Source organism: Actinomadura syzygii (genome assembly GCF_008085905.1).
Lineage (GTDB): Bacteria > Actinomycetota > Actinomycetes > Streptosporangiales > Streptosporangiaceae > Spirillospora > Spirillospora syzygii.
In genome coordinates this window covers 439,685-459,255 of sequence record NZ_VSFF01000011.1, presented here as the reverse complement: position 1 = coordinate 459,255, position 19,571 = coordinate 439,685, and the positions used below count along the sequence as shown (strand labels likewise).

Below are 19,571 nucleotides of genomic sequence, written 5' to 3'. Positions count from 1 at the left end.
AACCTCTCGTAGGTCGGTTCGGAGACGCGACCGGGTCGGGCTGGTCGGAGTTACGACCGGTGACCCGCGGCGGTTCGGCCGGTCGACGCGAAGAAGTTCTTTTTTCCAAGGAAGGAGGAGGCGCGTGGCGAACATGACGAGCGAGACCTGCCGGGTGACCGTGGTCGCGCCGACGGGATGGATCGAGGTCGCGGTGCCGTCGGACGTCCCGGTCGCCGACCTGCTGCCCGTCCTGGTGCAGCAGGCCGGCGACCACGCGGCCGAGGAGGGGCTTGAGCACTCCGGGTGGGTGCTGCAACGGCTCGGCGAGGAGCCGCTCGACGAGGACCGGACCCCCGCGGCGCTGGGGCTGCTCGACGGCGACACGCTGTATCTCCGTCCCCGGGACGCGGGCCTGCCGGCCCTGGAGTTCGACGACGTCGTCGACGGCGTGTCGGCCGGGGTGCGCTCGCGGCCGGCCCGCTGGCGCGAGTCGACCACCCGGTGGATGTTCCTCGGGCTGGTGGCCGTCACGCTGGCGACCGCGCTGGCGGTGCTGCTGTCGGCGCCCATACCCGCCGCCGAGCGCGCGGCGGCCGCGGCGCTGATCGAGATCACGCTGCTCGCCGCCGCGGCGGGCATGTCGCGGGCGTTCGCCGACACAGCGGCCGGGGTGCTGCTCGGCGCCGCCGCCCTGCCCGACGCGGCGCTGGCCGGCGCGCTGGCCGTGCGGCTCGCCGAGCCGGCGGGGAGCGGCGGCCTCGGCGCGCCGCACCTGGCCGCGGCGTCCGCGTCTGTCGCGGGCGCCGCGTTCCTCGCGATGCTCGGCACCGGCGCGGCGGGCCCGCTGTTCCTGGCGGCGGGCGGCCTCGGCGTCGCGGGCACGGCCGGCGGGATCCTGGAGATCGCCACCCGGCTGGACGCGCCGCGCTCGGCGGCGGTCGTCGCGACCGTCGCGCTGACGCTCGCGCCGGTCGTCCCCGTAACCGCCTTCCGACTGGCCAGGATGCGGCTGCCGATCCTGCCCCGCACCCCCGAGGAGCTCCAGCAGGACCTCGAACCGGTCGCCAGCTCCACGCTGCTCGACCGGGCCGCGGTCGCCGACCACTACATGATCGCGTTGTCCGCCGCGATCGGCACGGTCGCCGCCGCGTGCATGACGCTGCTGCCGCGGCAGGACGGCTGGGAGGCCGCGGCCATGCTGCCGGCGATCTGCGCGGCCCTGATGCTCCGTTCGCGCGTCATGTCCGGCGCCTGGACGCGGCTGGCCGTGATCCTGCCCGCGTGCTTCGGCCTGGCGCTGTACGTCGTGCGCTGGGTCGGGGACCGTCCGGCGGCCGCCGGCGCGGTCCTGCCCCTCCTGGTCGCGCTCACCGGCCTGTTCCTGGTCGGCGCCGAGCGGATGCCGGGCAAGCGGCTGCTGCCCTACTGGGGACGCGCCGCCGACCTCGCCGAGTCCGCCGTCTCCATCGCCCTGCCCTTGCTCATGCTCGCCGTCCTGCACGGCTACGGCTGGGCGCGGGCCTTCGGGGACTGACGGCCATGCAGAACAAGCGGGATCAGGTCCAGTCCCACATGTGCGCCGTGGGACGCCTCAACGCGGCGCTCGTCAGCGGCGACCCCGACGCCCCGGACGCGCCGATGAGGCGCGTCACCACCGGCGCCGTCGTCGGCGCGGTCATCGGCACGCTGCTCCTCGCGGGGTTCGGCGTCTACGGGCTGATCAGGCCGGGCGGATCCACCGACTGGCGGACCGAGGGCGCGCTGGTCTCGGTGAAGGAGAGCGGCGCGCGCTACGTCTTCCTCGGCGGCCGCCTGCACCCGGTGGCGAACCTCGCCTCCGGCCGGCTGATCGCCGGGCCGGACGCCAAGCTCGTCTCCGTGCACGAGGACACGCTCGGGAACACCCCCCGCGGCTTCCCGGTGGGCATCCTGGGCGCGCCCGACGCGCTCCCCCGGTCCGCCGCGCTGGGAGGACGGGACTGGCTGGTCTGCACCACGGCCTTGACCGACCCTGCGGGCCGGACCGGCGACCAAGTGGTCATCACGATGAACGTGGCCGCGCCGAGTTCGGCCGCCGCCCCGGACGAGGGCGTGCTCGTCCGCGCGTCCTCCGGCCAGGCGTATCTGCTCTGGCGAGGCAGGAGGCACCGCTTCGCCAGCGCCGCCGGGCCGTTCTCCCTGGGATACCGAGGCGTCGTTCCGTACCGCGTCGCGGACCAGTGGATCAACCTGCTGCCCGCGGGCGGGGACGTGGCGCCGCCCCCGGTTCCCGGGCGGGGCGACGCGGGGCCCGACATCGGTGATCGTCCGACCCGCGTCGGCCAGGTCTTCACCACCGAGAACCCCGGGACCGCGAAGCAGTACCTCGTCCTCTTCGGCGACGGGCTCCGCCAGGTCAGCGAGACCGTCGCCGCCTTGCTGCTCGGTGACCCCGCCACGGCCGGCGCGTACGGCGGCCGGGCGGTGCGGGCCGTCCCCCTGCAGTCGGCCGCCGCGGCCCGGTTCCTGTCCAGCGCCCCCGGCTTGTCCGGCGGCCTGCCCGGCACGCCTCCGCCCGTCCGACAGGCGGGTGGAGTCGGCCGCCCCATCTGCGCCTCGGCCCGCGCGGGCTCCGACCGGGGCGCGAGCGTCCAGGTCGTCGTGCCTCCGTCGGGGGTCCCCGCCGGAGGCGTGCCGGTCACCGACCCCGGCCCGAGGACGGCGCAGGTCGTCCTGGTGAAGTCGGGCACCGGGGCGCTCGTGCGGTCGCTCCCGGCCCCGGGCAGCGGGATCGGCGTCCGCTACCTGATCACCGATCTCGGTGTGAAGCACCCGGTCCCCGGCGACGACGACCTCTCCGCGCTCGGATACGCGCGCCTACGGCCGGTGCCCGTCCCGCCGGCCCTCCTCGACCTGCTCCCGTCGGGCCCGCCCCTGTCGCGTGCCGCTGCCGCACGTCCCAGCCAGACCGGCGGAAACTGAACTCGCGGAACCCGGGCCTCCGCCGGGAGGCGCGCGGTCGTTCGGTTGAGCCGCCCCCTCGAACAGGAAGGGGGCCGGGGCGTGGATTGCTCCTCCACGCCCCGGCCCCCATCAGGTCGGACGGTCAGCTCGTCGAACCGCCTGCTTGGGAGAGGACCGAAGCCTTCCTGGTCCGGAACGCGCCGACCTCAGCGGTACGCCACGCGGCGGAGCCGAGGCCGCAACGGATCGCATCGATCCGGAGCGGCACCCGGCTCTCGCGGTGAATGGCGGGCCCTCTCGTTATGAGCAGTTCTGGCCGTTGTTTATGCAGTCGGTGGCCCGGCGCATGAGACCGTCGGGCATCACGTTGACGAAGTCTCCGTGATCGGTGATCGGGCTGTGCTTCTCGCTGGGGAACCCATCCAGCGCGAACAACCGGTTTCGCGGGATGTCGTAGGTGAGCAAGTACTCCAGATGCGGGATGGGCTTGAAGTCGTCGCCGCACTTCCCGTCGCGCTTTGGGAAGACGACGTGGGAACGGTGGTCGGCGCTGTCGGTGTTCTCACCGTCCCAGCAACTCGGGAAGTCCAGGACGCGGGCCACCCGGCTGCCGGGCGGGCAGAGCGGGTACTTCTCGGTCCGGCGGTCGCCGAATCCGGTGCACGTCCATTGGGCCCGCGCCTTCTCGCCATCGCCCGACTTCGCCTTCGCGTCCCCTGTGATCATCCGCAGGAAGCGCGGCATTTCACGGACGTCGCCCCGGGCGTTCCCGGAGAACCGCAGTGTGACCGATGCCGGGGTGAGCGGCCTTCCCACATTGCCGTCCTTTTCGCTCTGCCGTGCCTGCGGGGTGTCGTCCCGCTGGCCCCGCAACCGCAGGACCGGCCAGTAGTAGGTGGACTTGTCCCCGTTTCCGCACGTGGTGTCCGCGCGCTTCAGGCTCTCGTCGTCGGAGTCCCCGTCGGTGGACTCGTTGCCGACATAGTCGTGAAGGTGCTGGGCCCCGTTCCGCACTCCGGGCGCCGCGATGAAGTTGTCGGAGTTGTAGTGCTCGTTCTCGTTCCTGCCGCATCGCGAGATGAACGTCCCGCCCGAGCCGCCGTCGCGGAGCCTCGGCCGGCGGAAGTCCGGACGGACGTCCAGGATGTCGACGAAATCGTTCCGCTCGGGCCCGAGGTCGTCATCGCCCTCGCCGTGATCGTCGTCGTCGCGGTCCCTTCCCTTCCGACCGTCGGCCTTGCCTCGATGGCCGCCGTCCCGATCACCATGCTCGTGGGCGCCGACGGCCATGGCCCCGAAGGCGGGTCCCCGCGCCGCCGACGCCGAATGGTTCCCCGTCACGACGGTCGTGAACGCCATTGCGGGCACGATCACCAACAGGTGGTTGATTCGCATTAGCCACTCTCCTTAGATTGCCTGAGGCTGGGCGTGATCAGTGATGCGCATCGCCCATTTTCAGTTCGCCGCCGACCCTCGCCTTGATGGATTCCAGCGACTGCGGCGTCCCCACGACGGCGAAACGAGAGCCGACCAGATAGGCGCCTCCCCATTTGGTGGCCTCGCTCAGCCAGGCGTCCCTGTTGCGATCCGTACCGAAGGTCACCATGGTGTAGCGGCCCTGCGATGTCCTGCAGGCGCCCTGGCGCAGATCCCTGACATTGCGTTTTCCGGTGATCTGCGTGCAGCCGATCTTGGAGGCCAGTTCCTCGATGTCGGCGGGCGCCCCGGCGGGCGGACCCGCCGGGGCCCGCGAACCGCGATCAGAGGAACAGCCCACGGCCAATCCGAAGATCAGCACGGTGACGCAATACCGTTTCGTGCGACGAAGAATCCCTCCGCGCCCTTCGCAGCTCATCCGACACACCCTCCCCATATGTGGAAGCGATCGACTCGCCCAGAGCTACGACCGATAGAGGGGACGAGTTCACGGTGATTTCAGCCGTTTCGGGATCAGTGACGGGAGGCGAGGGTCCAGCCGGTCATCAACCGGTTAGCCGGAACGATGGCGGCGGCGCTCGATCGCGGACCAGCTGCCCGGTGGCCGTGACCTCGATGTCGGTCTGCAGGCCCACGATCAGCTCACGGTCACGATCGACGTGGCCGGGCACGTGCGCGGTGATCATGAGCCGGATCAGGGAGCGGCCCGACCTCGGCCGGGCCGCTCAGGGGTGGCGCGCCGTGAACAGCAGCGCGACCGCGGCGATGAGCACCGGCACGGCGAGCAGCCAATCGATCCGCCTGTCCTCTCGGGTGACCAGGACGGTGACCGTCCCGAGGGCGGCCGGGGCCTCGAGGCCGGTGTCCTGGAGCGCAGGACGGGGCGGCCCCAGCGTGGCGCGGCGGCGAAGTCGCGGGAGGGGGAGTCCAGGGCGGCGACCTGAAGCCGAGGTGCCGGACGACTGGCCGAGGGTTGGACAACGCGGCGCCGCGGCTGATCCTAAGGTCGGAGACTGACCCGGCAGTGCTCGTAATGGTCCGGGGAGGCCAGGGACGAAGATCCTTCTTAGTGGTAGAGCGCCGTGTAGATCATCGCGACAAGCGTCCCTGGCAGCACGCCCCTCGTCCCGGAAATTCTGGAAAGGCCGGTAACGCGCGACAAATGGGCGTTCAGGACTCCTGGCAGGCTCGTGCGAGGCCGCGGATCAGTTCGTTGAGTGTTTGCTCGTCCGAGCCGAACGTGAGGCGGACGTGTGTGTCTGGCGCGTGCATGTCGGCGCCCCGCACCGTCGCGATGCCGTTGCGCAGGAGGGCGCGGTCGATGGCGGCCGGTGTGTCGCCGAGGCGGGAGCAGTCGACGAGCAGGAAGGCGCCGCCGGCGGGTCGCGCGGGCCGGGCGAGCCCGCTCGCGGCGATGCCGTCGCAGACGAGGTCGCGCTTCGCCTGGTATGTGGAGAGCGCCTGGTCCAGCCAGTCGCGGGGCCCGGTCAGGGTGGCGACCGCGGCCCGCTGCGGGACCACTCCGCAGCACACCGCCTCCCACTCGAAGCGACGGTTGAGCGCGTCGACGATCGACGGCGGCGCCAGGACGTAGCCGAGCCGCCAGCTCGCGAGCGCGTAGTACTTGCTGAGGCTGGTGACGGTGATCAGATGGGGCCAGCGATCGGCGAACGTCTCCACCGGGTGGTAGCGGCGGCCGTCGAACGTGAAGTGCTGCCATGAGTCGTCGGAGATGACGAGCAGCCCGTGGCGCGCCGCGATGTCGACCACCGCCTCGACGGTCGCGGCGTCGGGAAGGTAGCCCGTCGGGTTGGTCGGGTTGCACAGGAGGACGGCACGGCTGCGGGACGTGACGGCGGCCTCCAGGCCGGCGAGGTCGAGTGCCCAGCCGTCGCGCTCGCGGGACGGGACGCGGACGGGCGTCGCACCGGCCTCGCGGACGGCGCCGTCGAAGAAGTACGTGGGCGTCGGCACGATCACCTCGTCGCCCGGCGCGAGCACCGTGCGGAGCACCAGGGAGAGGCCCTGCATCGCTCCGTGGGTGATCAGCAGGCGGCGCTCGGGATCGACGCGGAAGCCGTGCTCGCGCGCCAGCTCGGCGGCGATCGCGGCGCGGAGTTCCGGGAGGCCGCGGGTGTCGCGCGGATCGGGCCGGTTCATCGCCTCCGCGACCGCCCGCCGCACGTGCTCGGGCATGGGGAGGACCGGGGCTCCGACGAGCGGAAGGATCCGCACGCCGTCGCGCGCGCTTCGCGCCGCGCGGGCGAGCGTGCTCATCGCGCCCAGCCGCGGGAAGTCGCTCTCAGCGGGAAGGGCCCAGGATTTCGAGGTGCCTCGCTGCATGAAGAGAGCTTGGCACATTGAGATATCAATGACAAGGATAAATATCTCTCACCTTCCATTGAGGAGTTCCCTGCTGTATCAACGCTTCGAGTTGGTATGCTGGCCGGGTGTCCGACATCCATGGCGTGGTCCCAGGAACGCCGCACATTCCCGCGCTGCTGCTGGTCGGCAGGGACGAGACCGGCCTCGACCGCACGAGCCAGGCCTACCGGGCGATCCGGCGCCAGATCATCGACCTGACGCTACCGCCCGGCAGCAGCTTCACCGAGACTTCGCTCGCGGAGCAATGGCGCATCAGCAAGACTCCGGTTCGCGAGGCGCTCGCGCGGTTGAGGCGCGACGGGCTCGTGACCGCGCTTCCGCGCGCGGGCTACGTCGTCAGCCCGATCACGCTCCAGGACACCGACGCCCTCTGCGGCCTGCGGACGCTCCTGTCCGGCGAGGCGGCCGCCGCCGCGGCGCGCCTCGGCGTCACGGCACCAGCGCTCGAACGGCTCGAAGTGCTGTCCCTGGTGCCGTTCGCGCTCGCGGCGGGCGAGGTGGAGCAGGAGGAGTCGCTGCGGGCCGGAATCGAGTTCGAGGCCATCATCGCCAACTTCTGCGGCAACCCTCGTCTCGGCAAGACGATCGTCGACGTGCTCGACGAACTGGAGCGGGTGCTGCGGATGGCCGCGCTGATAGATCCCGGCATCGCGAGCCCGCCCGGCGAACTGGGAGCCGTCTTCGAACGACTGCGCGAGCGGGACGCGGACGGCGTCCAGGACGCGATGCGGACGCGATGCGAGCGCGTACGCCGCGACCTGCTGCAGGTTCTGGCGAAGAGCACGTCCGTGAGCAGAGCCCACATCGAACTGCCCACGTCACTCCCGCCGACCTGACACCCGACCGGGCACACCACTCCCGCCTGCTCAGGGCACGCCCAGCCCCAGTGACGCCACTCCCCCTCAACCCAGCGCCGCGACTGCAGCCGTCACTCCCTGGGCCCATTGCCACGACCGGAGACATCGCTCCCACTGGGCCAAGGCATGGCCGGGCATGCCGCCCGCCAGCGGCCATTGCCACGGCCAGGGGCGTCACTTCCAGCGCCCAGGGGCCACGGCGGGGGCCCTGTGGTCGGGGTCTGGGCGACCGCTTCTAAATGCGGTCAGGCCCCTAGGCCGGGAGTGGTGCCGGTCCAGGGGCCTGGCCGTTCGGTCAGACCGCCGTCGGGAAGCGGAGGTCGGGGCCGCGCTTCGCGTCCTCCGGCTTGTCGTCCGGCCAGCGGCTGGTGACGGCCTTCGCGCGCGTGTAGAACGCGACGCCCTCGGGACCGTGGATGTGGTGGGCGCCGAACAGCGAGTCCTTCCAGCCGCCGAACGAGTAGAACGCCATGGGCACCGGGATCGGGACGTTGACGCCGATCATCCCGACCTGCACGGAGCGTTGGAAGAGGCGGGCCGCGTGGCCGCTGCTGGTGAAGATCGCCGTGCCGTTGGCCAGGTCGTTGCCGTTGATGAGGTCGATCGCCTCTTCCAGCGAGCCGACCCGCACGACGGCGACCACGGGGCCGAAGATCTCGTCGCGGTAGACGTCCATCTCGGGCGTGACGCGGTCGAACAGCGTCGGGCCGACGAAGAAGCCGTCGCCCTTGACGTCCGGCTCGCGCCCGTCGACCACGAGGTCGGCGCCCGCGGCGACGCCGGAGCCGATGTAGCCCGTGATCCGGGCGAGCGCATCGGGCGACACGACCGGGCCCATCTCGGACCCGGCGTCCAGCCCGGGCCCGACCTTGATCGCGCGCGCCTTCTCGCGCACGAGCTCGACGAGCGGGTCGGCCGCGGCGCCGACCGCGACGGCGACGGAGATCGCCATGCAGCGCTGGCCCGCCGAGCCGTACCCGGCGGCGACCAGGTGGTCGGCGGCCTGGTCGAGGTCGGCGTCGGGCAGCACGACGGCGTGGTTCTTGGCGCCGCCGAGGGCCTGCACGCGCTTGCCGCCGGCGGTCGCGCGCTCGTGCACGTACCGCGCGATCGGCGTCGAGCCGACGAACGACACCGCCGCGATGTCCGGGTGGTCGAGGATCGCGTCCACCGCGGCCTTGTCGCCGTGGACGACGTTGAAGACGCCGTCCGGCAGACCCGCCTCGGCGTAGAGCTCGGCGATGAGGTTGGACGCGGACGGGTCGCGCTCGGAGGGCTTGAGCACGAACGTGTTGCCGGTCGCGATCGCGATCGGGTGCATCCACAGCGGGACCATCGCGGGGAAGTTGAACGGCGTGATCCCGGCGCAGACGCCGAGCGGCTGCCGGAACGAGAAGAGGTCCACGCCGGACGAGACCTGGTCGGAGTACTCGCCCTTGAGGAGCTGCGGAATCCCGCAGGCGAAGTCGATCACCTCCAGGCCGCGGACGAGTTCGCCCCTGGCGTCGTCGAGGACCTTGCCGTGCTCGACGGACACGATCCGCGCGAGGTCGTCGAGATTCTTCTCAACGAGGTTGCGGAAGGCGAACATCAGCCGCGACCGGCGCATGAGGGAGGTGTCGGCCCAGTCCGCCAGGGCGGTGCGCGCCGCCCGCACCGCGGCGTCGACGTCGCCGGGCTCGGCCAGCAGCACGTCGGCCTGGTGTTCGCCGGTCGCGGGATTCCACACCGGTGCGGTGCGGCTCGACTCGCCGGCGGTTTCGCGGCCGCCGATGACGTGCCGGATCGTCCTGACCGCCGAGGTACTCACTGTGCTCACAGGCTGCTCTCTTTCATGGGATTCCAGGTAGGTCCGTCGGCGGGTCCGCCGCGCCGGCGTCAGACGATCAGGTCGCCGCCGTTGATATCGATGGCCGCGCCCGTGATGTACGCCGCGCGGTCGGAGGCGAGGAACGCGACGAGTTCGGCGACCTCCCACGGCTGCCCGACGCGGGGCACGGGGAAGGACCGGGCGGCGCGTTCGAGCTCGTCCTCGGGCAGCAGGCCGCGGGCCATCGGCGTGTCGATGAGGCCGGGGCAGACGGCGTTCACCGTGACGCCGTCGGGTCCGCTGACCTTCGCCAGGTGCCGGGTGAGCCCGAGGACGCCGTGCTTCGCCGTCGTGTAGTGGGCGCCGCCCGCGGTGCTGATGGTCTTGCCCGCGGTGGAGGAGAAGTTGACGACGCGGCCCCAGCCGCCGTCGCGCATCGCGGGCAGCGCCCGCCGGCAGCACAGGAACGTCCCGTGCACGTTGACCGCGAGCACGCGGTTCCACTCGGCCTCGGTGATGTCCTCGAACGGGGTCGGTGGCGCGATACCCGCGGCGTTGACCAGGATGTCGAGCCGCGATCGCTCCTCCAGCAGCGCGGCGAACGCGTGGTCGACCAGGTCGCCGTCCGTCACGTCCACCGCGACCGACCGGACGTGGTCCACGTCCACTGCCAGCGTCGACGCCAGTTCGACGGCGTCCGGCGGGGCGAGATCGAACACCGCGACGGTCGCGCCGCGGCGGGCGAGCGCGTGCGCGACCGCCAGGCCCATGCCGCTGGCGCCGCCGGTCACGACCGCGACCCGGCCGTCGAGCTCGCGGCTGTCGGCGCCGGTGGGCGCCCGGAGCCCCTCGACGGCGGTCACGAGCCGGCCGCGCCGGCACGCGCGCGCCCGAAGGCGGCCGCCGCGAGTTCGAGCTGGTCGGCCGTGTGCGCAGCCGAGACCTGCACCCGGATCCGCTCCTCGCCGAGCGGGACGACCGGATGCGACAGCGCGAAGGCGAGGACGCCCTCGCGGCGGAGCGCGGCCGCCACGTCGCAGGCCAGCGTGCCGCCGCGCAGCATGACGGGGACGATCGGGTGCTCCCCCGGCGGCACCTCGTAGCCGAGGTCGCGCAACGCCGCGCGCAGCCGGGCGGTGTTGGCGGCCAGTCGCTCCCGCAGCCCGGGACGCTCGCGCGCGACGCGGATCGCCGTCAGCGCCGCGGCGGCCAGCGGAGGGGACATCGCGTTGGTGAAGATGTACGGACGCGAGACCTGGCGCAGCGTCTCCACGACCGGGCGAGGACCGGCGACGAAACCGCCCGCCCCGCCGCCCAGTGCCTTGCCGAGCGTCCCGGTCAGCACGTCGATCCGGCCCGCGAGCCCGAAGTGCTCGGCGGTGCCCGCGCCGGTCGCGCCCAGCACGCCCGTGGCGTGCGAGTCGTCGACCAGCAGCGCGGCGTCGTGGCGCCGCGCCAGCTCGCAGAGCCGCGGCAGCGCGGCGACGTCGCCGTCCATGCTGAAGACGCCGTCGGTGACGATCAGCCGGTGGCGCGCGTCCGCGGACTCGGCGAGGCGGCGTTCGAGGTCGTCGAGGTCGGCGTGGGCGAAGACGCGCCGCCGGGCCCGGGCCAGGCGGATGCCGTCGATCAGGCTGGCGTGGTTGAGCGCGTCGCTGAGGACGACGTCGTCCGGCCCGAGAAGGGCGTCGAAGACGCCGAGGTTCGCGTCGAAGCACGAGCCGTAGAGGACGGCGTCCTCGGCTCCGACCAGGTCGGCGATGCTCGCCTCAAGCTCGCGGTGGACCTCCCTGGTGCCGCAGAGCACGCGTCCCGCCGCGACGCCGAGCCCGCCGTCGCGCAGCGCCCGCCGCGCCGCGTCGAGGACCTCGGGATCACCGGCGAGCCCGAGGTAGTCGTTCGAGGCGAGGTTCACGAGCGTCTCGCCGTCCACGCCGAGCGTCGGGCCCTGCGCGCCGGAGACCACGAGGTCGCGGCGCAGCCCGGTGGTCGTCCGGCGTCCGTAGAGCTCCGTCCCGAGCCGGTCGAGCAACGCGACGTTCACGCCGTCCCGCCGGGCCAGTCGGCGCAGGGCACGACCTCGAATCCGCGGCCGGGGAACACGGCGTCCATGAAGAAGTCGTGGACCGCCTGGTCGCCGTCGCCGCAGCCGTCGCGCAGCACGGTGACGTGGTAGCCGCGGTCCGACGCGTCGTAGCACGTCGCCGCGACCATGGCGGCGGTCGCGACGCCGGCGACCGCGATCCTGTCGACGTCGCGGGCGCGGAGCACGAGGTCGAGATCGGTGCCGGCGAACGCGCTGGCGCGCCGCTTCAGCACGACGACGTCCTCGGCGGCGACCGGCAGGTCGATCTCGGTTCCGGGCGATCCCTCGTGGAAGGCGTCGCCCGCCTCGTAGAACGTCCGGTACAGCGCGTTGCCCGGCGGCAGGTCGGCCCCGTTGCCGCGGAAGCCGAAGTGCACGAACACGACGAGGGCGCCGGCCGCGCGGGCGCGCGGGAGCAGGTCGGCGAGCGGCGGCCGGACCCGCTGGGCGAACGGGTAGCCGCCCGTGATGCCTCGCTGGATGTCGCCGATGATCAGTGCGGTGGTCATGACAGGCTCCCGTCCGGCCGCCGCGTCCGGCGGCCATGGTGATCGTGATGGCCGGCGGCGGTCAGGTGAAACCGCCGGTCGCCGCTGAGAGGCATGTCAGCGCGCCCGGTTGCGTATGCCAGCGGTGGCGGATGCGTCGATCACGCCGTCCTCGCTGATGACGACGCCGTAGTCCCGTTCGGCTCCCTCGCGGGTCACCTTGCCGTCGAGGACGTCCTCGAGCACCCGCTGCGGGCTGCGCTGGAACGGGCTGCCGTGCCCGCCTCCGCCCGCGGTCACATGCCGGTGGCGCGCTCCGGCGGTCATCGCGAAATGCGGTTTGGACTCCAGCACCCGTTCGCCGGGCCCGCCGAGGTCGAGCACGTTGAGCGAGGGCGTGCCCTGCGCGCCGCCGTCCAGCCCGTACGGCAGGAACTTCCGCCGGTCGGACCTGATCTGCACGCTCGCCTCCGGCGCCAGCAGCGTCATGTCGCGGAAGGTCGCGAGGCCGCCGCGCCAGCGGCCCGCTCCGCCGCTGTCGGGGAGGTAGCCGTAACCGTCGATGCGGATGTGCCCGGAGCGTTCCAGCTCCTCGACCGGCGTGTTGGTCAGGTTCGCGCCGAGCGAGCTGATCCCGTCCACGCCGTCGCGGTCGGGACGGGCGCCCCACGCTCCGGCCAGGGGGTCCCACAGCACCATGGACTCCCCGTCCGGGCCGACGAGGCCGATCGCGATCCCGTCGGGTCCGCCCTCCCCGGCCGCGGGCACCCGGGACGGGAACACCGGGGCGAGCGCCCCGAGCACCGCGTCGATGATCCGGAAGCCGACGAGCCCGCGGGCGCCGCGCGCGGCGGGCCGCCGCCCGTTGAGGATGGAGGCCGCCGGGATGACGAAGCTGAACGGCCGGTAAAAGCCGCTGTTGGCCGGGATGTCCGCGGCGAGGACGCCCTGGAGGGCGGCGTAGGCGGCGGATCGGGTGAACGAGGACGTCGCGTTGAGCGCGGAGTCGACCTGCGGCGCGGAGCCGGTGAAGTCGAGTTCTATCCCGGACTCCGACAGCGTGGCCCGCACGTGGATCGGGATCGGCCCCGACCCGAGGCCGTCGTCGTCGATGTGGTCGACGAACTCGTAGGTGCCGGGGACGGCCTCGGCGAGCGCGGCGCGCAGCAGGGTCTCGGAGTAGTCGAGCAGTTCGTCGACGAGGCCGGCGAGCCGCCGGACGCCGTGCCGCGCCGCGAGGGCGCGCAGGCCCTCGGCCCCGGTGTGGCAGGCCGCGAGCTGGGATTCCAGGTCGCCGCGCAGCAGCTCGGGTTCGCGGACGTTGCGCAGGATCAGTTGCAGGAATGTCTCGTTCAGGGTGCCCGCCTCGACCAGGCGCGACGGTGGTATCTGAACGCCCTCGGCAAAGATGCTCGTTGACTGCACTGCCATGGACCCGGCCGCCCAGCCGCCGACGTCGGTGTGGTTGACGACCGTGACCGCGAAGCCCAGGAGGGTCTCCTCGGTGAACACCGGCGCGACCGCGAAGATGTCGGGCAGGTGCATGCCGCCCCGGGACGGGTCGTTGAGCAGGTAGACGTCTCCGGGCTGGATCCCGCCGCCGAACTCGTCGAGGATCTCCTCCATCGCGTCCGGGATGGAGCCGAGGTGCACGGGCAGGGTGTTGGCCTGCGCGATCACCCTGCCCCGGGCGTCGCACAGGGCGGCGGAGAAGTCCATGCTCGACGCGACGAGCTGCGAGTGCGCCGTGCGGACGATCGTGATCGCCATCTCGTCGGCGAGGCCGGTGACGGCGTTGCGGAAGACCTCGAAGGTCACGGCGTCGCGGATCATGAGGCACCCCAGGTGATGACGATGTTGTTGAACCGGTCGCGGTGGACCCGGGCGCCGGGCGGGACGAGCGTGGTGGCGTCCATGTCCTCGATGACCATGGGTCCCTCGACGGGTTCGGCGCCGAGGTCGGAGCGTCCGACGACGGGCGTGGGCACGACCTCGGCGAACCGGCAGTCGCGGGTGGCGGGCCCCCCGGACCCGGCGGCGGCGGGAAGGCCGAGCACGTCCGCGATGGACACCGGGGTGGGCACGCGGCCGCGCACCCGGAGGTTGACCAGCTCCACCAGTTCGTCCGTCCCGGCCCGGCCGTAGGTGCGCTTGTGCTCGGCGTGGAACCGCTGGCGCACCTCGGCGAGCAGGTCCTCGGTGAGGTCGCCGTCGGGCACCCGGATCCGCAGTTCGAATCGCTGGCCGCGGTAGCGCACGTCCAGGAGCCGGTCCACGACGCAGTCCGCTCCGAGGTCGGCGCGCACCTTCGCCGACAGCCGCGCGAACTCCGCGGCGAGCGCGCTCACCTCGGCGAACTCGGACCGGTACGGAGTGAGCTCGTGGTGTTCGGTGTCGGCCACGAGCAGGCCCAGGCTGCTGAACAGCCCGGGGTACACGGGGACGATCACGGTCGAGATGCCGAGCTCGCGGGCCAGCGCGGCGGCGTAGAGCGGACCGGCGCCGCCGAAGGCCACCATGGTGGCCTCCCGCGGGTCGCGGCCCCGTTCGCTGGTCACCGCCTTGACCGCCGTCGTCATGCTGGACACCGCCACCTGGTACGCGCCGCGCGCGGCGGCGGGCACGTCGGCGCCGAGCCGCTCTGCCACCGGCGCCAGCGCCCGCTCGGCCAGGTCCGGGTGGATCGCCACCCGGCCGCCCGCCAGCGCCTCCGGGCTGAGATATCCGAGCGTCACGTTGGCATCCGTCAGGGTCGCCAGCTCGCCGCCCTTGCCGTAGCAGGCGGGGCCGGGAAGCGACCCGGCGCTGGACGGGCCCACGTGGAGCGCGCCCGCCGCGTCGACGGAGATGATGCTGCCGCCTCCGGAGCCGACCTCGGCGATGTCGATCGACGGCGCCCGCACCGGGTACCCGGCGCCGGAGCTGAGGCCGCGGGCGACGTTCATGCCGCCGCCGACCTCGTAGTCGACCGAGACGAACGGCTCGCCGTGCTCGATGAGGGACGCCTTCGCCGTCGTCCCGCCCATGTCGAACGCGACCACCGTGGACAGGCCGATGAGCTGCGCGAGCTTCTGCACGGCGGTGACGCCGGCGGCGGGACCGGACTCGATGATCTGCACCGGGCGCCGCGCGACCGAGGCCGCGTCGAGCAGTCCGCCGCTGGACTGCATGACCAGCAGCGGGGCGCTCACCTTCGCGTCCCGCAGACCCGCTTCCAGCCGGGTCAGGTAGCCGTGGACGGCGGGACCGACGTAGGCGTTGACCGTCGCCGTGCTCGTGCGTTCGTACTCGTGCGGCTGCGGAGACACATCGACCGACGCCGTGACGTACACGCCGGGCAGTTCGGCTCGCAGCAGCTCGGCGACCCTCCGCTCCTCGTCAGGGCGGACATAGGAGTTGAGCAGGCACACGGCCACCGCTTCGACACCGTCCGCACGCAGCCGGGCGGCCAGGGCGAGCACCTCGTCCTCGTCGGTCGGCGGGTCGAGACGTCCGTCGGCGGTGATCCGCTGGCCGAGTTCGTACCGGTTCCGCCGCCGGGCGAGCGGCTCGGGCTTGGACCACGAGAGGTCGTAGAGCACCGGTCGGCGGAGGCGTCCGATCTCCAGCACGTCGCGGAAACCGCGGGTGGTGACCACCGCCGTGCGGACGCCGCTCATCGAGAGGATCGCGTTGGTGGCCACGGTCGTGCCGTGCAGCATCGCGACGACGGCCTCCGGCCGGGCACCCGCCGAGGAGAGCACGTCGGTGGTCGCCGAGACCACGCCGGAGCCGTAGTCCGGCGGCGTGGACGGAACCTTCACCGGGACGACCTCTCCGGCCGGCCCCAGTGCGATGACGTCGGTGAAGGTCCCGCCGATGTCGGCGCCGACCCGCCAGCCGGCCGGTCGAAGATCGGGACTGAGGGGCACGGAGATCTCCTTCGCTCAAGCTTGAGATTACAGTATGGGTAAGTTGAGATATCAGCAAGCCGCGTTGGCATTCTTTCGAAGGCACACGATGCGCCTACTGGGGATGACCTTGTTTCGCCGCAGGGACGTTATCCCGCCCGGCGCGCGGCGGCGCCGCGTCCGAGCGTGTGGCCGGTTCGTCCACCGCCGTCCCGGGACGCGGACCCTTTCGGCGGCCGCCGAGCCAGCCGGACGGCGCGAAGCCGAGTTCACGACCCGAGGTGATCCCGCCGGGACGCAGAAGCAAGGTCAGCAGCAGCGTGAGGGCGAGGATCAACTGCTGGACGCCGGGATGCGGGCTGATCTCGACCGGGCCCACGCCGCCTCCGGCCTCGATCCTTCGCAGCAGCTCGGCCAGGACGGAGATGAAGATGGTCCCGACGACGGCCCCGCTCAGACTCCGTATCCCGCCGACGATCAGCATGAGCAACGTGAGAAGCGTGAGCTGGAGGTAGACGTCGCCCGGTGTCAGCGCTCCGAGGAAGCGGGCGTACAGGCCGCCGCCGACGCCGCACACGAACGCGCTGATGACGAGCGCGACCGAGCGGTCGCGGCGGATGCGGATCCCGAGCGCGGCGGCGGCGACGGGATCCTCGCGGGAGGCTCGCAGCCGGAAGCCGGACCGGCTCGACTGGTAGGTCAGCGCGACGACGATCGCGCCGATGAGCCAGGGCACGGCGGTCCCGATGGTGAGGTCGGCCGGGATCCCCACGATCCCCTGCGAGCCGCGCGTGACCGCGTCCCAGTTGCTGATCACCACGTTGACGCTGATCAGCAGCGCCAGGCTCGCGATTCCGGCCGCCATCCCGTCCAGGCGCAGGGTCAGCAGCGCGAAGACGGCCGCGACCAGCACCGAGAGCACACCGGAGACGAGCAGCGCAGCGGGCAGGCCGAGTTCGAGTTCCGCGAGCCAGCCGGGAAGGGCAGGCAGCAACGCCTGCTTCAGGCCCCGAGGAAGGGTCGTCAGCGCCGTGGTGTAGGCGCCCACGCCGACGAACACGACGTGGCCGAAGGACAGCACGCCCGAGTTGCCGACGTAGATGTACGTGCCGACGGTGATGACGCCCATCACGAGCATCTGGGTGGCCGTCCGCTGGGTCGTCTCCGAACCGAGCAGGGCCAGGCCGCTGACCGCGAGCACCAGCAGGCTGCAGACGACGGCGGGTGCGCTGCGCGCGAGCACCGAGCGACGCGCGCCCGCCCGAGCACCGGTCGCCTGTGCACCGGTCGCCTGTGCTCCGGTCACCCGCGCTCCGGGCGTCTCCGGGTCGGGCGTCTGCGGGTCGGGCGTCTGCGGGTCGGGCCGTGGGCCGGTCATACGCGCACCGCCCCGGGACGGCCCGCGATGCCGTGCGGGCGGAACATGAGGATCACGACGATTCCGAGGTACACCAGAGCGTCCTGGTAGGGCACCACACCACCCGGCAGATATGCCTGGAGCATCACCGTGAGCAGCGCGAGCACGTACGCGCCGAGGGCCGCCGCCCACAGCCGTCCGAGCCCGCCGAGCACGATCGCGACGAAGCCGACGAGCACCGGCCGCAGGCCCATGCCCGGCGTCAACGTGCCCGTGCTCGCCACCAGGAAGATCGCCGCGATCGCGGCGAACGCGCCGCTCACTCCGAACGCGGCGGCGACGACGAGGTTCGCGCGCACGCCGAGCGCGCGGGCCGTCCTGAAGTCCTCGGCCGCGGCGCGCATCTGGACGCCGAGCGGCGTGGCGCGCAGGAACCACGCGAGGCCCGCCAGCAGCACGGCGGTGACACCGATGATCGCGATGTCGAGCCGGCCGACGGACAGTCCCGCCACCTCCGTACTCGTGCCGAGGCTCCCGAGCACGTCGACGCTCTTCGGATCGGCGCCCTCGAACAGCAGCGCGCCGCCCTGGACGAACAGGCTGAGGGCGAAGGAGGTCATCAGCAGCGTCTCCCCGCTCGCCCCGCGCACGGAGCGGAAGGCGAGCCGTTCCATCGCGAGCCCGCATCCGATGACGACCGCCACGACGAGCACCGCCGTCACGGCGAACGGCAGGGCGGCGAACCACAGCAGCGCGTACCCGCCGATCATGATCAGCTCGCCATGGGCGAAGTTGATCAGTCCCATGATGCTGAACAGCAGCGCGACGCCGAGGGCGATCAGGGCGTAGAGGCTGCCGAGACTCAGCGCGTTGACGAGGTTCTGGGCCACCGCGCTCACCCCATGCCCAGGTGCCGGGCCCGCAGGGCGGGGTCGCGCAGCAGTTCGGCGGGTTCGTCCACGCGTTCGATCACGCCTCCTCGCAGCGAGAACAGATGGTCGGCGAGCTTCACCGCGCGCCCGACGTTCTGCTCGACGAGCAGGATCGTCAGGCCCTCGTCGCGGAGCGCGGCGAGCGCGGCGAACAGCTCGTCGAGCACGACCGGGGCGAGCCCGAGCGAAGGCTCGTCGAGGACGAGCAGGTCCGGCGCGGCCACCAGGGCCCGGCCGATCGCGAGCTGCTGGCACTCGCCGCCGGACAGGACCGCCGCCCGCTCGGAGAGGCGATCCGCCAGCGCGGGAAAGTGCCGCAGGGCCAGCCCCACCCGTTCGGCGACGTCGGCGCCCTTGGCCAACGCGCAGCCGGCGAGGCGGAGGTTCTCGCCGATCGACAGCGTGCGGAACACGCCGCGCGACTCCGGGACGAACGAGATCCCCGCCCGCGCCCTGCGCTCGGGCGCCCAGCCCGTGATGTCCCTGCCACGCCAGCGGACCGATCCGCTCCGCGCTCGGACCAGACCTTGGATCGCCAGCATGGTGCTGGACTTGCCGGCCCCGTTCGGACCGACGATCGCGACCACGTCACCCCGCTCGACGCTGAGCGAGACGCCCTTCACGGCGTCGATCGGCCCGTACGAGACGCGCAGATCGGAGACTTCGAGCAGCGTCATTCCATCGCCTCCGCCCCGAGATAGGCGGACACGACCTCGGGATCCGTCCGGATCTCGTCCGGGCTGCCGACCCGGAGCGTGACGCCGTGGTCGAGGACGTGCACGCGGTCGCACAGGCTGAGGATCACGCGCACGTCGTGCTCGATCACGACGATCCCGCAGCCGATCTCCTCGTGGATCCGCCGCACGGTCCGTGCCATCGCGGCGCTCTCGTCGTCGTTGAGGCCCGCCGCCGGCTCGTCGAGCAGAAGCACCCGTGGCCGAGCACACAGAGCACGGGCCATGCCGACCCGCCTCTCCACTCCGTACGGCAGGTCGCGGGCGAGGACGTCGGCGCTCTCGTCCAGGTCGAACCAGCCGAGCGCCTGGCCCGCCCGTGCGCGCGCGGCCGACCGCGTCCTGCCGGAGCCGATCACGGCCGCCTCGCAGTTCTCGCGGACGGTCATGTCGGGGAAGAGCCGGACGTCCTGGAACGTCCGGCTGATGCCCGCCCTCGCCCGGCGCGGGGCGTCCCAGCCGGTGATCCGGCGGCCGTCGAGCTCGACCTCGCCGGCGGTGGGGCGCTGGAAGCCCGACAGCACGTTGAGCAGCGTCGTCTTCCCGGCGCCGTTCGGCCCGATCAGCCCGAGGATCTCACCGTCGCCCAGTTCGAGGTCGACGTCGTCCAGCGCGCACAGTCCCGCGAAGCGCACGGTGACGTGGCTCGTGCGGAGCAGTCGACGCATCC

The 19,571-nt window shown here is 72.5% G+C and carries 17 protein-coding genes; 3 read left to right on the top strand and 14 right to left on the bottom strand.

All coding sequences use genetic code 11. The features are described from left to right. Nucleotides 1-133: 133 nt before the first annotated feature. Both eccD and eccB read left to right on the top strand, forming a co-directional pair. Nucleotides 134-1,516, top strand: a complete 1,383-nt coding sequence (eccD, locus tag FXF65_RS30065) for a type VII secretion integral membrane protein EccD (RefSeq protein ID WP_246199222.1) — start codon at nt 134-136, stop codon at nt 1,514-1,516. A gap of 5 nt (nt 1,517-1,521) precedes the next feature. Continuing rightward, nucleotides 1,522-2,943 carry a type VII secretion protein EccB gene (eccB, locus tag FXF65_RS30060; RefSeq protein ID WP_148353399.1) on the top strand — a complete coding sequence of 474 codons (1,422 nt, stop codon included), beginning with the start codon at nt 1,522-1,524 and terminating at the stop codon, nt 2,941-2,943. A 282-nt stretch (nt 2,944-3,225) separates the two neighbouring features. On the opposite strand, the gene FXF65_RS30055 is transcribed toward eccB, so the two are convergent. From FXF65_RS30055 to FXF65_RS30045, 4 genes are all read right to left on the bottom strand, one after another. Then, nucleotides 3,226-4,320, bottom strand: a complete 1,095-nt coding sequence (locus FXF65_RS30055) for a DUF1996 domain-containing protein (RefSeq protein WP_148353398.1) — start codon at nt 4,318-4,320, stop codon at nt 3,226-3,228. A 37-nt stretch (nt 4,321-4,357) separates the two neighbouring features. Continuing rightward, nucleotides 4,358-4,723, bottom strand: coding sequence for a hypothetical protein (locus FXF65_RS30050; RefSeq protein WP_148353397.1), 366 nt, complete (start codon nt 4,721-4,723; stop codon nt 4,358-4,360). 184 nt (nt 4,724-4,907) lie between these two features. Beyond that, a complete protein-coding gene (locus FXF65_RS44015) occupies nt 4,908-5,048 on the bottom strand; it encodes a hypothetical protein (protein WP_187412553.1) in 141 nt (46 codons plus the stop codon). Between the two features lie 484 nt (nt 5,049-5,532). Further along, nucleotides 5,533-6,705 (bottom strand): pyridoxal phosphate-dependent aminotransferase, encoded by a 1,173-nt coding sequence (locus FXF65_RS30045; protein ID WP_148353396.1) that lies wholly within the window; start codon nt 6,703-6,705, stop codon nt 5,533-5,535. Between the two features lie 107 nt (nt 6,706-6,812). On the opposite strand from FXF65_RS30045, the gene FXF65_RS30040 reads away from it, so the two are divergent. Then, nucleotides 6,813-7,583 carry a GntR family transcriptional regulator gene (locus tag FXF65_RS30040; protein ID WP_148353395.1) on the top strand — a complete coding sequence of 257 codons (771 nt, stop codon included), beginning with the start codon at nt 6,813-6,815 and terminating at the stop codon, nt 7,581-7,583. 316 nt (nt 7,584-7,899) lie between these two features. On the opposite strand, the gene FXF65_RS30035 is transcribed toward FXF65_RS30040, so the two are convergent. The 10 genes from FXF65_RS30035 to FXF65_RS29990 form a co-directional block, all read right to left on the bottom strand. Beyond that, nucleotides 7,900-9,423: a CoA-acylating methylmalonate-semialdehyde dehydrogenase gene (locus FXF65_RS30035; RefSeq protein ID WP_378233985.1), complete on the bottom strand. Its 1,524-nt coding sequence runs from the start codon at nt 9,421-9,423 to the stop codon at nt 7,900-7,902. A 59-nt stretch (nt 9,424-9,482) separates the two neighbouring features. Further along, nucleotides 9,483-10,277 (bottom strand): SDR family NAD(P)-dependent oxidoreductase, encoded by a 795-nt coding sequence (locus FXF65_RS30030; protein WP_148353394.1) that lies wholly within the window; start codon nt 10,275-10,277, stop codon nt 9,483-9,485. After that, nucleotides 10,274-11,458, bottom strand: a complete 1,185-nt coding sequence (locus tag FXF65_RS30025; protein ID WP_222868776.1) for a glycine C-acetyltransferase — start codon at nt 11,456-11,458, stop codon at nt 10,274-10,276. The genes FXF65_RS30030 and FXF65_RS30025 overlap by 4 nt, the downstream gene beginning before the upstream one ends. Then, nucleotides 11,455-12,009, bottom strand: coding sequence for a cysteine hydrolase family protein (locus FXF65_RS30020; protein WP_148353393.1), 555 nt, complete (start codon nt 12,007-12,009; stop codon nt 11,455-11,457). Before FXF65_RS30020 ends, FXF65_RS30025 begins: the two co-directional genes overlap by 4 nt. Before the next feature lie 96 nt (nt 12,010-12,105). Then, nucleotides 12,106-13,821: a hydantoinase B/oxoprolinase family protein gene (locus FXF65_RS30015; protein ID WP_148353392.1), complete on the bottom strand. Its 1,716-nt coding sequence runs from the start codon at nt 13,819-13,821 to the stop codon at nt 12,106-12,108. After that, nucleotides 13,818-15,899: a hydantoinase/oxoprolinase family protein gene (locus FXF65_RS30010; RefSeq protein ID WP_148353391.1), complete on the bottom strand. Its 2,082-nt coding sequence runs from the start codon at nt 15,897-15,899 to the stop codon at nt 13,818-13,820. The genes FXF65_RS30015 and FXF65_RS30010 overlap by 4 nt, the downstream gene beginning before the upstream one ends. 94 nt (nt 15,900-15,993) lie before the next feature. Then, a complete protein-coding gene (locus FXF65_RS30005; RefSeq protein ID WP_148353390.1) occupies nt 15,994-17,256 on the bottom strand; it encodes a branched-chain amino acid ABC transporter permease in 1,263 nt (420 codons plus the stop codon). Next, nucleotides 17,253-18,125 carry a branched-chain amino acid ABC transporter permease gene (locus tag FXF65_RS30000; RefSeq protein ID WP_222868775.1) on the bottom strand — a complete coding sequence of 291 codons (873 nt, stop codon included), beginning with the start codon at nt 18,123-18,125 and terminating at the stop codon, nt 17,253-17,255. The genes FXF65_RS30005 and FXF65_RS30000 overlap by 4 nt, the downstream gene beginning before the upstream one ends. Nucleotides 18,126-18,130: 5 nt before the next feature. Continuing rightward, complete coding sequence (locus FXF65_RS29995) at nt 18,131-18,844, bottom strand: ABC transporter ATP-binding protein (RefSeq protein WP_148353388.1); 714 nt, start codon at nt 18,842-18,844, stop codon at nt 18,131-18,133. Further along, a complete protein-coding gene (locus tag FXF65_RS29990; protein WP_148353387.1) occupies nt 18,841-19,569 on the bottom strand; it encodes an ABC transporter ATP-binding protein in 729 nt (242 codons plus the stop codon). Before FXF65_RS29990 ends, FXF65_RS29995 begins: the two co-directional genes overlap by 4 nt. Between the last annotated feature and the right edge of the window lie 2 nt (nt 19,570-19,571).

Excerpts from the sequence above, each read along its gene's own strand:
- FXF65_RS30005 (WP_148353390.1), bottom strand. The coding sequence starts at position 17,256 with ATGACCGGCCCACGGCCCGACCCGCAGACGCCCGACCCGCAGACGCCC.
- FXF65_RS30055 (WP_148353398.1), bottom strand. The coding sequence starts at position 4,320 with ATGCGAATCAACCACCTGTTGGTGATCGTGCCCGCAATGGCGTTCACG.
- FXF65_RS30020 (WP_148353393.1), bottom strand. The coding sequence starts at position 12,009 with ATGACCACCGCACTGATCATCGGCGACATCCAGCGAGGCATCACGGGC.
- FXF65_RS29990 (WP_148353387.1), bottom strand. The coding sequence starts at position 19,569 with ATGCGTCGACTGCTCCGCACGAGCCACGTCACCGTGCGCTTCGCGGGA.
- FXF65_RS29995 (WP_148353388.1), bottom strand. The coding sequence starts at position 18,844 with ATGACGCTGCTCGAAGTCTCCGATCTGCGCGTCTCGTACGGGCCGATC.
- eccB (WP_148353399.1), top strand. The coding sequence starts at position 1,522 with ATGCAGAACAAGCGGGATCAGGTCCAGTCCCACATGTGCGCCGTGGGA.
- FXF65_RS30015 (WP_148353392.1), bottom strand. The coding sequence starts at position 13,821 with ATGATCCGCGACGCCGTGACCTTCGAGGTCTTCCGCAACGCCGTCACC.
- FXF65_RS44015 (WP_187412553.1), bottom strand. The coding sequence starts at position 5,048 with ATGATCACCGCGCACGTGCCCGGCCACGTCGATCGTGACCGTGAGCTG.
- eccD (WP_246199222.1), top strand. The coding sequence starts at position 134 with ATGACGAGCGAGACCTGCCGGGTGACCGTGGTCGCGCCGACGGGATGG.
- FXF65_RS30045 (WP_148353396.1), bottom strand. The coding sequence starts at position 6,705 with ATGCAGCGAGGCACCTCGAAATCCTGGGCCCTTCCCGCTGAGAGCGAC.